This is a genomic window from Streptomyces sp. NPDC058955, assembly GCF_042741435.1.
Taxonomy (GTDB): Bacteria; Actinomycetota; Actinomycetes; order Streptomycetales; family Streptomycetaceae; genus Streptomyces.
Genome location: NZ_JBHYKM010000041.1, coordinates 50,088 through 62,837, shown reverse-complemented (window position 1 = coordinate 62,837; position 12,750 = coordinate 50,088). Strand labels below are relative to the sequence as shown.

Sequence of the window (12,750 nt, the reverse complement as noted above, 5' to 3'; positions counted from 1 at the left end):
CGCGCCCCCCCGGGGGGGGGGGGGGGGGGGGCGGCGGGGCCGGGGGGGGGGGGGGCCGCGCCGGGGGGCGGCGCGCTTGCCCCCCCCGCCGCTCCCGCGCGCCCCGGCCGCGCCCGCGCCGGCGCCGGTGGTGGGCGCGGACGCGCCGACGGCGCTGATGCAGGGCGGGAGCGCGCTGCCGAAGACGGCGGTGGCGCCGCGTCTGGACCCGGCGGCCCCCGCGCCGTCTGCGGGCCCCGCGCCGTCCGCGCCGTCCGCGCCGGGTGCGACGCCGCCGCCCGTCCCGCCCGTGCCGGGTGCGACGCCGCCTCCGCCGGCGGCTCCGCCGGTCGTGCCGGGGGCCGGGGACATCGCGGACGCGGCGACGAGCAAGGCGACGCTGCCGCCGAAGAAGGCGGCCGCGCGCGGGCCGATGGCGCCGCCGCCTCCGCCGGGGGTGCCGGGGGTTCCCGGCGCGAGCTCGGGCGGGGCCGCGCCCGCGTACGTACCGACCCAGCTGACGCCGCAGACGCCGCCGCCCGCGCCGGGGCAGCCGGGCACGCCTCCGCCGCCCGCGCCGCCGGGTCCGGTGACGCCTCCGCAGCCGGTGCACCACGCGGCGACGATGTTGGCGCATCCGGGGCCGGCCGGTCCCGGTGGTGGTCAGACGCCGCCGCCTCCGCCTCCGCCGCCGGGCGTTCCCGGTGGTCCGGGGACGCCGGCGCACGGGATCGAGCACGCGCCGACGATGCTCGCCCAGCCGGGTCCGGCCGGTCCGGGCGCGCCGCTGCCGCCGCCGGGGCCCGCTCCGGCGGCGCCGCAGGCGCCCGCGCCCGCGCCCGCACCCGCGCCTGTCCCGGCTCCGGGGCCCGCTCCGGCTCCGGCGTACGGGTATCCGCAGCAGCCGCCGGCCGGGGTGCCGACGGTGGGCCCGGGGTACCAGGCGGTGCTGCGGTACCGCGCGCCGGACGGTTCGGAGCAGCAGATCATCCGGCGTTCGGCGCCGGGCACCCCGCATCCGGAGTGGCAGATCCTGCACGAGCTGCGCGGGCTCGGCGTGCCCGCGCAGCAGGTGCTCGAACTGCACACCGAGCTGGAGTCCTGCGAGCTGCCCGGCGGTTACTGCGCGCGGATGATCCGCGAGACGTGGCCGCAGGCGCGGATCACCAGCATCGCCCCGTACGGCCGGGATCACGCCGGCCGGCAGCAGGGCATGCGCCAGCTGCTCACCCACCAGGGCGAGTTGCACCAGGTGGCGGACGGCCCGGCGCGGCCCGCGCCGGTGCGGGCTCCGCTGCCGCAGGTGCAGCCGGCGGCGCCGCTGCCGCCGGAGGGCGTGGCGCAGGAGCTGGCGGGCGCGTTCGGGCCGGGGATCCTCCGGTTCGACCAGCGGGCGGTGTCGCGGCAGGGAGTGCCGGAGCTGGTGGCGGTGACGCTCATGTGGGCGGGTCTGCCGGCGGACTTCGGGCCGTTCTTCTGGGCGCAGCCGGCGATGCCGGTGGTGCCGACGCTGGCGGAGCTGGCGCAGCAGCGGCAGGTGCAGGCGGCGCCGGACGCGAGCTCGTACCTGGTGCTCGGTTCGGACTTCGGGCGGGCGATCTGCGTCCAGTACGGGACCGCGCACATCGTGGCGGTGCCGGTGGAGGCCGGTCCGGGCGGGGCCTCGGTGCCGCCGCAGTTCGTGAACACGGGGCTGCCGGAGTTCGTGCGGTGCATGGCGCTGCTCGGGCGGATGTGGCGGCTGCGGTTCGGGCTGACGCCGGAGCAGGCGGGCCGCTGGACGGTCGACTTCCAGGCGCAGCTGGCGATGCTGGATCCGGCGGCGCTGTCGTCGCCGGAGAACTGGTGGTCGGTGCTGCTGGAGCAGATGTGGGACGGCTTGCTCTGACGTCTGTCTGACGTCTGTCCGACGTCTGTCCGACGTCTGTCCTGAGGCTCTGTCAGAGCGGAATGTGACGAAGGGCGCTCGATGTGTGATCACGTCGGGCGCCTTTTGTCCGTTCTTATGGCGCATCCTGGAGGGGACCGGAGGGAAGGGGCGCCAGGATGAGTTTCGCCGTCGGACGGGGGCGGGGGTACCGCCCGGAGCAGGTCGACCGCTACCTCGCCGCGCTGTCGGGGGACCGGGACGAGGCATGGGAGCGGGCCGCGCGGCTCACCGTCCTCGCCAAGGAGATGGAGGCGGAGCTCGCCGCGCTGCGGGAGGCCGTCGCGGCGCTGAAGCCGCAGCGGTACGAGGAGCTGGGCGAGGCCGCCCAGCAGATCCTGAAGCTCGCGGAGCAGGAGGACGAGCGGCTCGTCCGCGCCGCCGAGGCGGAGGCCCAGGCCCTCGCCGAGGCGGCGGACGCGGCGGCCCGCGAGGCCCGGGAGGCGGCCGACGCCTACGCGGAGGGGGTACGGGCCGCGGCCGAGGCGCAGGCCCGCGCGACCCTGGAGGCCGCCCGGGAGCGGGCCGAGGAGTTCGACACCATCGCCCGCCGCGACGCCGAGGGCGCCCGGACGGCGGCGGCGGAGGCGTACGAGGAGACCGCGCACCGCGCGGCCGAACTGCTCGACCGGCAGGCCGAGGAGCACCGCACCGGCCGCGCCGAGGCGGAGCGCGCCGCCGAGACCGCCGCGGCGGAGCTGGACGCCCGGCACGCCGCCCAGGTCGCGGAGGCCGAGGCCCGCCTGGAGGAGGCCCGCCGCGCCCTCGCCCGCACCGAGGAGGAGGCGCGGCACGGCCAGGAGGACGCCGAGGCGCGGGCCGAGGAGATCCTGGCCGAGGCCCGGATGAAGGCCGAGCGGACCGAGCGCGAGACGGACCGGGTGCTGCGCGAGCACGACGAGGCGCGCGAGGAGATCCACGCGCACATGGAGCACATCCGCACCTCGCTGGCGGCGCTGACGGGCCGGGTGACGGCGCCGGGACCCGACAGGGACGAGAACGGGCAACGGGACGGCAGCCGGGACGGGTCGGCGGACGCGGGCACGGAGGGGGAGACCGCCGCGACCCCGGGGCCGCGCCCCGACAGGGACGGCGGCCCGGACGACCGTCCGGACACCGGGCCGGGCGCCGGGTCGGACACCGGGTCGGGCGCCGGGTCGGACACCGGGTCGGGCGCCGGGTCGGCCGAAATCCCCGAAGCGGACGCCGGGGCGGCCGAAAACCCCGAGACGGGCGACGGCGCCCGCCCCTAGCCTCCGGGCATGCGGATGACCCTCACGGCGGTGAACCTCGACTGCGCCGACCCCCTGGCACTCGCCGGCTTCTACGCGAAGGCCACCGGGCTGCCCCTGCACGCCCGCTCCGACGCCGACTTCGCCGGGCTGACGGACGGCCGCGGCCTGGTCCTCGGCTTCCAGCGGGCCGAGGACCACCGGCCGCCGACCTGGCCGGACGGGGAGGTTCCGGCCCAGCTCCACCTCGACTTCGTGGTCGACGACCTCGACGCGGCGGTGGCCGAGCTGACCGCGCTCGGCGCCACGCTCCCGCCCGTCCAGCCCCGCCCCGACCGGTGGCGCGTCCTCCTCGACCCGGCGGGCCACCCCTTCTGCCTCTCGCCGAGGAAACCCGGTCGCGGCTGAGCCGCAGGTGGGCGGTACCCTCCTGATCTTCCAGGGAGGGGAACCCGCACATGATCCACGCACGTCCGCGCAGCCGCACGCTCGCCGCCGCCCTCACCGTCGCCCTCGCCGCCGCGGGCGCCGCCGCCCCGGCGTTCGCCGCGCCCGGGGTGTCGTACGCAGCGGAGGACCAGCAGTCCACGACGGTGCCGTACCCGACGGGCATGGTGGACGTCGTCGGCGGCGGGCACGCCGGCTTCTTCACGGTCGAGCGGTACGCGAGCCCGCCGACCGAGCTGCGCTGGACCCGGTACGCGGACGGGACCGCGCGGAGGCTGCCGCTGGCCGGGGCGTACGACACCGGCGCGTCGGACGTGCTGGTGACGGGGGACCACGCGACCGACATCCGGCTGGCCCGGGTGTTCACGGTCCGCGACCTGGCCTCGGGGGCGGCGCCGTACGTCGTGGACCTCGCCGCGCTGGAGAAGGACGGCGCGCGGTACATCTACCGGGGCGCCGTGGGGACCACGCTCGTCTTCGGCGTGCGGAACGCGGACGGGACCACGGCGGGCCGTCTGGTCACGCCGGGCGCGCAGGGCCCGCAGGAGCGCCCGATCAAGGGCCTCCCCGAGGGGCGCGACGGCTTCGTCATGACCGCCGAATCCGCGGACGCGGCCCAACTGGTCCTGTTGACCGGACCGGCGGGCAGCCTCGACCACGACGAGGCGGTCCTCGACATCGCGTCGGGCGAGATCACCGACACCTTCCGGGAGGCCACGGTCCACCCCCTCGGCGCCGGGGCGGTCTCGGCGGGGCACACCGCCTGGATCGACCAGTCCGCCTACGCCCGGGTCGCCGTCGGCACCCGCGGCACGGGGGAGACGGCGTCGTTCGAGGTCCTGCCGGACGAGAAGTTCGCCCTGGTCGGCGGATGGCTCGTGCACGGGGTGAGCCGGGTGCCGGAGAACCACGCCGGCGGGGACCACACGCTCTACGCGGAACGTCTGGACGGCAGCGGGACTCCCGTGCGGGTCCTCGACCGGATGGGGTCGCTGGTCCCGGGCCCGGACGGCTCCCTGATGGCCCGGGGCGGGACCGGCGAGCACGGCGAGGGGCTGTACCGCATCACGGCCGGCACGGCCGACGCCCCCGGGGTGGAGCTCGTCGCCACCACCGGCGAGCCCACCGAACTCGTCTACGGCGGGGCGGACATCCCCGCCGTGATCGACCTCGACCGGGTGGAGAGCGCGGACTTCCGGTGGCGGCTGTCCCGGAAGAACGTGCGGGTGACGCTCGCCGTCTGGCGCGAGGACCAGGGCTTCGCCGCCAAGGGCAGGACCCTGGAGCCAGGCGACCTCGACGACATGGGGCCCGACGCGGTCGGCTTCGTCTGGCGCGGCGAGGACTTCGACACCCCCGATCGGGGTGCCCGAGCGGGGACGTACCACTGGCGGTTCACCGCTGAGCCGATCGACGGGGTCGGCGAACCCGTCAGCGGTTCCGGCACCTTCACCGTCCGCCGCACCCCCGGCCTGCACGACGTCGACGGCAACGGCTCGCCCGAGCTGTTCGCCCGCGGGACCGGCGGCGGCGTCACGTCCCTCGACGTCGTCGAGGACGCGGCCGGAGCGCCGACGGTCCGGGAGGAGTCCGCCTTCACCACCGGCTGGGGCGTCTACGACCGGATCGAGTCCTCCGGCGACCTCGCGGGGACGCCCTTCGCCGACCTCGTGACCCGGGACCGGGACGGGGTGCTCTGGCTGCACCAGGGGTCGGGGGAATGGAAGCAGCCCCTCTCCCGCCGCGTCCGGATCGGCGGCGGGTGGAACACGTACGACAAGCTCGCCGGCGGCTCCGACCTGACCGGTGACGGCCGGGCGGACCTCGTCGCCGCCGACAGGGCGGGCGTGCTGTGGCTCTACGCCGGCACCGGGAACGCCTCGGCGCCGTTCACGGCCCGCAAGCGGGTCGGCGGCGGCTGGGGGACCTACAACGAGGTGACGGCGGTCGGGAACCTCGCCGGCGGGCCGGCGGGCGACCTGGTGGCCCGGGACCGGGCGGGCGTGCTGTGGCTGTACCTCGGCAAGGGCGACGGCACGTTCGCGGCGCGGACCCGGATCGGCGGCGGCTGGGGCGGCTTCACCGGTCTGGTCGGCATCGGTGACGTCGACGGCGACCGGCGGGTGGACCTGATCGCCCACGACGCCGCCGGCGACACCTTCTACCGGGGGACGGGCGCCTGGCGGTCGCCCTTCGCCGCCGGCCGCCGGGTCGGCCTGACGTTCGGCTCCGACACCGCCTTCTGACGCGCTACTGCTCCGCCGCCCAGGGCGCCGACAACAGGTCGGCCACCGGGCGGCGTTCGCGGGGACGGGTGGGGGGTTCCGCCGCGCGGCCCAGGGCGATCATCGAGACGATCGCCCAGCCGGGGGCCGGGTCCAGCTCCTTGGTGAGGGCCTCCAGGTCGAAGGCGCGGAACTGGTGGGCGGACAGGCCCATCGCCTGGGCCTGCACCGTCATGTGGGCGATGGCCTGGCCGAGGTCGTAGTCGGCGAACTCGGAGTACTGGATGTCCGGGTCGCCGACGTGCCGGCGGGTGAGCGTGACGACCAGCAGGCCCGCGTCCGTCGCCCAGCGCGCCGAGCTGGGCGCCAGGTGCGGGAGCAGCCGGGCGTGGTCCGCCTCGCCTGGCCGGGCCGCGAAGAAGCCCCACGGCTGGGAGTTGCCGGCGGACGGCGCCCAGCGGGCCGCCTCCAGGAGCAGCCCCAGCGTCCGGTCGTCGACGACGGCCGACGGGTCGAACCGGGACGGGCTGAACCGGCCGGCCAGCAGCGGATGGAGGGAGTCGGGGCTCTCCGTGGCGGGTCGCATGTCCGGGCCAACCGGTCGCCGTACGAGGCTATTCCGGCCTCCAGGCAGGGCGCTTGACCTCAAGTGGACTTGAGGGGCGACGCTTTCGGCATGGACACCGAAGAGATGCGGCGACAGCTGCGGGCCCTGACCGACCGTGCCGAGATCACCGACCTGATGGGCCGCTACCTGCGGTCCCTGGACGCGGGCGTCTTCGACGAGGAGTGGGCCGACGCGTTTCACACCGAGGACGTCACCGCCGAGATGCCCATCGGCACGGTGCACGGACGGGACGCCCTCCTGGCTCATGTCCGGCAGGCCATGGCGCTGTTCGACCGGACCGTGCACATGGGCACCGACCTCGTCGTCGAGGTCGACGGCGACCGGGCCACCGTGCGTGGCGCCCAGCTGAGCACGCACGTCCTGGCGGACGGGTCGGGTGAGCTGTTCGTCTCGGCCGGGCACGTCGACAACGAACTGGTCCGGACGGCCGACGGATGGCGGATCGCCGCCTCGGCGCTGCGGGTGGTGTGGACCCGGGGCACCCCGCCCCGGTTGCCGGACGACTTCGTCCCCGCCCTCACGGCCTGAGCTCTCCCGTGACCTCCTTCAGGACCGGGAAGCGGCGCGGGGCCAGGACGAGGAGGGCCAGCAGGGCGAGGGCCGCCGCGCCGGCCGCGCCGAAGTAGACCATGTCGACGGCCGCGTCGACTGCGCGGCGGACCGTCTCCGTGGTGTGGAGGGAGCGGGCCAGGGTGTCGAGGTCCGTGTCGGCGCCGAGGCGGGCGGCGAGGACGCCGTTGGCGACGGCGCCGAACGCCGCCGCGCCGAGGCTCTGGCCGACCTGGCGGCAGAACAGCACGGACGCGGTGGTGGTGCCCCGCTCCTCGTAGGGGACGGTGGACTGCACGCCGACCATCAGCGGGAGCTGGAAGAAGCCGAGGCAGCCGCCGAGCACCAGCATCAGGAGGGCCGGCTGCCACGCCTCGCCCGGGTAGGGCAGGAACGGGAAGGCGAGGAGGCAGGCCAGGGCGCCCGAGATGCCGAGGACGGCGGTCAGCCGGAAGCCGATGCGGGTGTACACGCGGTTGGAGAACGCGGCAGTGATCGGCCAGCTGAGCGTCCACGCGGAGAGCACGAAGCCCGCGGCGACGGAGCCGAGGCCGAGCACCGACTGCGCGTAGGTCGGCAGGAAGACGGTCGGGGCGACCATCAGCAGGCCGAGCGCGCCCAGCGCCACGTTGACGGCGGCGATCGTGCGGCGCCGCCACACCCAGCCGGGGATCATCGGCTCCGCCGCCCGGCGTTCGACGACCACGGTGACGGCGGCGAGCAGCGCCGCGCCGCCCAGCAGCGCCAGCGATGGCGCGGACAGCCAGGGCCAGGCGACGCCGCCCTGCACGAGGGCGGTCAGCAGCAGCACGCCGGTCGCGAAGACGCCGAGCGCGCCGGGCCAGTCGATGCGGACCGGGGCCGTACGGGGGGCCCTGGCGGGTTCCCTGAGGTGGCGGAGGATCAGCCAGAGGGCGAGCCCGCCGACCGGCAGGTTGACGAGGAAGATCCAGCGCCAGTCCGCGTACCCGGCGAGGAGGCCGCCGGCCGCGGGGCCCGCGACGGCGGCGGTGGCCCACACGGAGGAGAGCCGGGCCTGGATCCTGGGGCGCTCGTCGAGCGGGTACAGGTCGGCGGCGATGGTCTGGACGGTGCCCTGCAGGGCGCCGCCGCCGAGGCCCTGGACGACGCGGAAGGCGATGAGGGCGGCCATGTTCCAGGCGGCGGCGCAGAGCAGCGAGCCGACGAGGAAGAGGACCGTGCCGGCGACGAGGACCGGTTTGCGGCCGAAGGTGTCGCTGAGCTTGCCGTAGACGGGGAGGGTGACGGTGACGGCGAGGAGATAGCCGGAGAAGAGCCAGGAGAAGACGGAGAGTCCGCCGAGGTCGCCGACGATCTGGGGGACGGCGGTGGCGACGATCGTGCCGTCGAGGGCGGCGAGCGCCATGCAGAGCATGAGGGCGGCGACGACGGCGCCGCGGCGGCGGTCCGCGGAGGGCGGCTCCTGGCCGGCCCGTCTCGGGGCCGTTCTCCCGTCCGTCACCACGCGGCACTTCCTTTCTTCGTACACCTAAATGTGCGCGGACAGGGTCTCACTCCGACCAGCGGCGGAGGAACCCCTAGGGGGCCCTCCCTCAGAGGAGCCAGGGCACGGTCGTCCCGGCGGAGGACGAGAACCGGGCGGCGCGGTTCTTAGCTTGTTCTTACAAGCCACTCGCACCTATTGCTCCGAGGAGACATCGTGACCACGGCTGTGACCATCCCCAGGCACGGGGGTACTGGAGGGCGTACGGCCGTCGCCGCGCGGGCGCGACAGGTCGTCAAGGCGTACGGCTCGGGGGAGACCCGGGTCGTCGCGCTGGACCACGTCGACGTGGACATCGCCCGCGGCCGGTTCACCGCGATCATGGGCCCCTCGGGGTCCGGCAAGTCGACCCTGATGCACTGCCTCGCCGGCCTCGACACCGTCACCGGCGGGCAGATCTTCCTCGACGAGACCGAGATCACCGGGCTCAAGGACAAGAAGCTCACCCAGCTGCGCCGGGACCGGATCGGCTTCATCTTCCAGGCGTTCAACCTGCTGCCGACGCTGAGCGCGCTGGAGAACATCACGCTGCCGATGGACATCGCCGGCCGCAAGGCCGACCGGGCGTGGCTGGACCGGGTCGTGGACACGGTCGGGCTCGCCGGGCGGCTGAAGCACCGGCCGACCGAGCTCTCCGGCGGCCAGCAGCAGCGCGTCGCCGTCGCGCGGGCGCTCGCCGCCAAGCCGGACATCATCTTCGGGGACGAGCCGACCGGAAACCTCGACTCGCGGGCCGGCGCGGAGGTCCTGGGCTTCCTGCGGCAGTCGGTGGACGAGCTGGGGCAGACGATCGTCATGGTCACCCACGACCCGGTCGCCGCCTCCTACGCGGACCGGGTGCTGTACCTGGCGGACGGGCGGATCGTGGACGAGATGGAGCGGCCCACCGCCGACGCCGTCCTCGACCGCATGAAGGACTTCGACGCGCGCGGGCGGACGTCGTGACCGTCTTCCGCACCTCGCTGAGAAACCTCCTCGCGCACAAGGGCCGGATGGCGCTCTCCGCCGTCGCCGTGCTCCTCTCGGTCGCGTTCGTGTCCGGCACGCTGGTCTTCACCGACACGATGAACACGACCTTCGACAAGCTCTTCGCCGTCACCGCCTCCGACGTCACGGTCTCCCCGAAGGGGGCCGACCCGTCGGACGAGACCCCGGACACCGGCCGCCCCGACTCCTTCCCCGCCTCGGTCGTCGCCGAGGTGCGGAAGGCGAAGGGCGTCGCCGAGGCCCAGGGCTCGGTCACCTCGCTGGGCGTCACCGTCGTCGACGCCGGGAACAAGAACCTCGGGCCGACCAGCGGCGCGCCGACGATCGCCGTCAACTGGAGCCCGTACGAGCTCCGTTCGGTGCAGCTCGCCGAGGGCCACGAGCCGCGCGGGCCGACCGACGTCGTCGTGGACCGCGGCACCGCCGACAAGCACGGCCTGAAGCTCGGCGCCACCCTCCGGACGATCTCCGCGACGGGCGACTTCACCGCGCGGATCTCCGGCATCGTCGAGTTCAAGGTCACCAATCCGGGCGCCACCGTCGTCTACTTCGACACCGCCACCGCGCAGCGGCAACTCCTCGGCAAGGAGGGCCTGTTCACGCAGGTGATGGTGGAGGGGAAGCCGGGCGTCCCGGACGAGACGCTGAAGGCGGACGTCGCCGCCGCCCTCGGGGACGGCTACAAGCTCCAGACCGCAGCCGAGGCGTCGGACGCGGGCCGGGAGGACGTGGCCGGCTTCCTCGACGTCATGAAGTACGCGATGCTCGGCTTCGCCGGCATCGCCTTCCTCGTCGGCATCTTCCTCATCGTCAACACCTTCTCCATGCTGGTCGCCCAGCGCACCCGCGAGATCGGCCTGCTGCGGGCCATCGGCGCCGGCCGCCGCCAGATCAACCGGTCGGTGCTGGTCGAGGCGGTCATGCTGGGCGTGATCGGCTCGATCGCCGGTGTCGCCGCCGGGGTCGGCCTGGCCGTCGGCCTGATGGAGCTCATGTCCACCATGGGCATGGAGCTGTCCACCCGCGACCTCACCGTCGCCTGGACCACCCCCGTCGTCGGCCTCGCCCTCGGCGTCCTCGTCACCGTCCTCTCCGCCTACGTCCCGGCCCGCCGGGCCGGCAAGGTCTCCCCGATGGCCGCCCTCCGCGACGCGGGCACGCCCGCCGACGGGCGGGCCGGCCGGCTCCGCGGCGTCCTCGGCCTGCTGCTGACGCTCGCCGGCGGCGGCGCGCTGTGGGCGGCGACCCAGGCCGAGAAGGCCGGTACGGGTTCCCTGTGGCTCGGCGTCGGCGTCGTGCTGTCGCTGCTCGGCTTCGTCGTCATCGGCCCGGTCCTCGCGGGCGGGGTCGTCCGGGTCCTCGGCGCGGTCGTCCTGCGGGTCTTCGGGCCGGTCGGCCGGATGGCCGAGCGGAACGCGCTGCGCAACCCGCGCCGGACCGGCGCGACCGGCGCGGCCCTGATGATCGGCCTGGCGCTGGTCGCCTGCCTCTCGGTCGTCGGCTCCTCCATGGTCGCCTCGGCCACCGAGGAGCTGGACCGGTCGGTCGGCGCCGACTTCATCGTGCAGCACCCGATGGGCGCGCCGCTCGTGCCGCAGGCGCAGGCCGCGGTGGAGAAGGTGGCGGGCCTGGACCACGTCACCGAGTACCGGCCCGTCGACGTGCGGATCACGGACCCGGCGGGCGGGGTCTCCAAGGAGTGGCTGGCCGCGACCGAGCCGGAGTACCCGCGGGACCTGAAGCGCGAGGTCGCCTCCGGTGACCTGGCGGCCGCCTTCGGGCCGGGCGCGATGTCCGTCGGCAGCGACTACGCGACGGCGCACGGCGTGCGGGTCGGCGACACCCTCTCCGTCGCCTTCGCCCACGGCTCGACGGCCAGGCTGAAGGTCGTGGCGATCACGGTGGACGGCGGCAACGTCGACAACGGCGCCATGTACACGAACGTCACCACCGCCCGGGCGCACCTGCCGGCCGAGCGGATGCCGGCCCCGGTGCTGCTCCTCGCGAGCGCGCGGGACGGGCAGGAGGAGGCGGCGTACGCGTCGCTGAAGACGGCGCTCGCGGAGTACCCCCAGTACAAGGTCGCCGACCAGGCCGACTACAAGGAGTCCCTCCAGAAGCAGGTGGGCCAGCTCCTGAACATCGTCTACGGGCTGCTGGCGCTGGCGATCGTCGTCGCGATCCTGGGCGTGGTGAACACCCTGGCCCTGTCGGTGGTCGAGCGCACCCGCGAGATCGGCCTCATGCGGGCGATCGGTCTCTCCCGCCGCCAGCTGCGGAGGATGATCCGCCTGGAGTCGGTGGTGATCGCCCTCTTCGGCGCCCTGCTCGGCCTCGGCCTGGGCATGGGCTGGGGCACGGCCGCCCAGCAGCTCCTCGCCCTGGAGGGCTTCGGCGTCCTGGAGATCCCCTGGCCGACGATCGTCACGGTCTTCGTCGGCTCGGCCTTCGTCGGCCTCTTCGCGGCCCTGGTCCCGGCCTTCCGCGCGGGCCGCATGAACGTCCTGAACGCGATCGCCAGCGACTAGCGGAGCGACTGGCGGGGACGGTGGTACGGGTACGGCCCCGGCGCGGGAATCGCGCCGGGGCCGTACGGCTGCGCTCAGACGGACAGGACCGGCACGTCGTAGAGCGGGATGTTCTTGTCCCGGGTGACGAGCGTCAGCCCTTCGGCCCGTGCCTGGGCGACCAGTATCCGGTCGAAGGGGTCGCGGTGGTGGTGGGGGAGCCGACCGGCCTGGAGGCCGTGCTCGGCGGTGATCGGGAGGGCGAGGAACTGGGTGTCCCGTGCCCGTTCCGCCACGTCGGCGGGGGCGTCGAGCTTGCCGGTGGCCTGCTTGACGGAGAGTTCCCAGGGCGTGACCGCGCTCATGTACACCCAGCGTTCGTGGGCGAGCCGTTCACGGGTCTCGTCGGGCAGGTCCCCGGTGAGCCACCACAGGACGACGTGCGTGTCGAGCAGGAGTTTCACTCGGCCTCTCCGAACGCCTCGCCCCAGCCTTCGGGGAGTTCGTCGAAGTCGTCGGCGATCGTGATCCGGCCCTTGAGGGAGCCGTAATCGGTCCGGTGGACCTTGCCGGGCAGGGGGATCACCTTCGCGACCGGCTCCCCGGCCTTGCTGATGATCACCTCCTCACCGGTGGCGACCGCCTCCAGGATCTTGGAGAAGTGGGTCTTCGCGTCGTGGACGTTGTACTGCCGGGCTGCTTCCATCGCGGCCTCTCACAGCTAGGTGGACTAAGCGTCGGACT

11 protein-coding genes are annotated in these 12,750 nt (G+C 74.9%); 7 read left to right on the top strand and 4 right to left on the bottom strand.

Annotation, left to right across the window (positions count from 1 at the left end):
• From ACFW1I_RS18120 to ACFW1I_RS18105, 4 genes are all read left to right on the top strand, one after another.
• On the top strand, nt 1-1,867 hold a 1,867-nt coding region (locus ACFW1I_RS18120; protein WP_384670770.1), incomplete at its 5' end, for an SUKH-4 family immunity protein.
• A 158-nt stretch (nt 1,868-2,025) separates the two neighbouring features.
• Nucleotides 2,026-3,159, top strand: coding sequence for a cellulose-binding protein (locus ACFW1I_RS18115; RefSeq protein ID WP_384670767.1), 1,134 nt, complete (start codon nt 2,026-2,028; stop codon nt 3,157-3,159).
• 9 nt (nt 3,160-3,168) lie between these two features.
• Nucleotides 3,169-3,546, top strand: a complete 378-nt coding sequence (locus tag ACFW1I_RS18110) for a VOC family protein (RefSeq protein WP_384670765.1) — start codon at nt 3,169-3,171, stop codon at nt 3,544-3,546.
• A gap of 50 nt (nt 3,547-3,596) precedes the next feature.
• Nucleotides 3,597-5,831 (top strand): FG-GAP repeat domain-containing protein, encoded by a 2,235-nt coding sequence (locus ACFW1I_RS18105; RefSeq protein ID WP_384670762.1) that lies wholly within the window; start codon nt 3,597-3,599, stop codon nt 5,829-5,831.
• Nucleotides 5,832-5,835: 4 nt separating this feature from the next.
• On the opposite strand, the gene ACFW1I_RS18100 is transcribed toward ACFW1I_RS18105, so the two are convergent.
• Entirely contained in the window at nt 5,836-6,396 is a 561-nt protein-coding gene (locus ACFW1I_RS18100) for a nitroreductase family protein (RefSeq protein WP_384670760.1), read from the bottom strand.
• A 90-nt stretch (nt 6,397-6,486) separates the two neighbouring features.
• Here ACFW1I_RS18100 and ACFW1I_RS18095 point away from each other — a divergent pair, with 90 nt between their 5' ends.
• The gene (locus ACFW1I_RS18095; protein ID WP_384670757.1) at nt 6,487-6,966 is read left to right on the top strand and encodes a nuclear transport factor 2 family protein; all 480 of its coding nucleotides are present in this window, start codon (nt 6,487-6,489) and stop codon (nt 6,964-6,966) included.
• On the opposite strand, the gene ACFW1I_RS18090 is transcribed toward ACFW1I_RS18095, so the two are convergent.
• Nucleotides 6,956-8,470, bottom strand: a complete 1,515-nt coding sequence (locus ACFW1I_RS18090) for an MFS transporter (protein ID WP_384670755.1) — start codon at nt 8,468-8,470, stop codon at nt 6,956-6,958. The two genes, ACFW1I_RS18095 and ACFW1I_RS18090, sit on opposite strands and share 11 nt — an antisense overlap.
• Before the next feature lie 198 nt (nt 8,471-8,668).
• Between ACFW1I_RS18090 and ACFW1I_RS18085 the strand changes: the two genes are divergently transcribed.
• Both ACFW1I_RS18085 and ACFW1I_RS18080 read left to right on the top strand, forming a co-directional pair.
• Nucleotides 8,669-9,457, top strand: a complete 789-nt coding sequence (locus ACFW1I_RS18085; RefSeq protein ID WP_384670753.1) for an ABC transporter ATP-binding protein — start codon at nt 8,669-8,671, stop codon at nt 9,455-9,457.
• A complete protein-coding gene (locus tag ACFW1I_RS18080) occupies nt 9,454-12,027 on the top strand; it encodes an ABC transporter permease (RefSeq protein ID WP_384670750.1) in 2,574 nt (857 codons plus the stop codon). Before ACFW1I_RS18085 ends, ACFW1I_RS18080 begins: the two co-directional genes overlap by 4 nt.
• A gap of 74 nt (nt 12,028-12,101) precedes the next feature.
• Here the strand turns inward: ACFW1I_RS18080 and ACFW1I_RS18075 are convergent, their stop codons facing one another.
• Nucleotides 12,102-12,470 carry a type II toxin-antitoxin system VapC family toxin gene (locus ACFW1I_RS18075; RefSeq protein WP_384670747.1) on the bottom strand — a complete coding sequence of 123 codons (369 nt, stop codon included), beginning with the start codon at nt 12,468-12,470 and terminating at the stop codon, nt 12,102-12,104.
• Nucleotides 12,467-12,712, bottom strand: coding sequence for a type II toxin-antitoxin system Phd/YefM family antitoxin (locus tag ACFW1I_RS18070; protein ID WP_319007625.1), 246 nt, complete (start codon nt 12,710-12,712; stop codon nt 12,467-12,469). Before ACFW1I_RS18070 ends, ACFW1I_RS18075 begins: the two co-directional genes overlap by 4 nt.
• Between the last annotated feature and the right edge of the window lie 38 nt (nt 12,713-12,750).

Excerpts from the sequence above, each read along its gene's own strand:
- ACFW1I_RS18115 (WP_384670767.1), top strand. The coding sequence starts at position 2,026 with ATGAGTTTCGCCGTCGGACGGGGGCGGGGGTACCGCCCGGAGCAGGTC.
- ACFW1I_RS18110 (WP_384670765.1), top strand. The coding sequence starts at position 3,169 with ATGCGGATGACCCTCACGGCGGTGAACCTCGACTGCGCCGACCCCCTG.
- ACFW1I_RS18105 (WP_384670762.1), top strand. The coding sequence starts at position 3,597 with ATGATCCACGCACGTCCGCGCAGCCGCACGCTCGCCGCCGCCCTCACC.
- ACFW1I_RS18100 (WP_384670760.1), bottom strand. The coding sequence starts at position 6,396 with ATGCGACCCGCCACGGAGAGCCCCGACTCCCTCCATCCGCTGCTGGCC.
- ACFW1I_RS18095 (WP_384670757.1), top strand. The coding sequence starts at position 6,487 with ATGGACACCGAAGAGATGCGGCGACAGCTGCGGGCCCTGACCGACCGT.
- ACFW1I_RS18070 (WP_319007625.1), bottom strand. The coding sequence starts at position 12,712 with ATGGAAGCAGCCCGGCAGTACAACGTCCACGACGCGAAGACCCACTTC.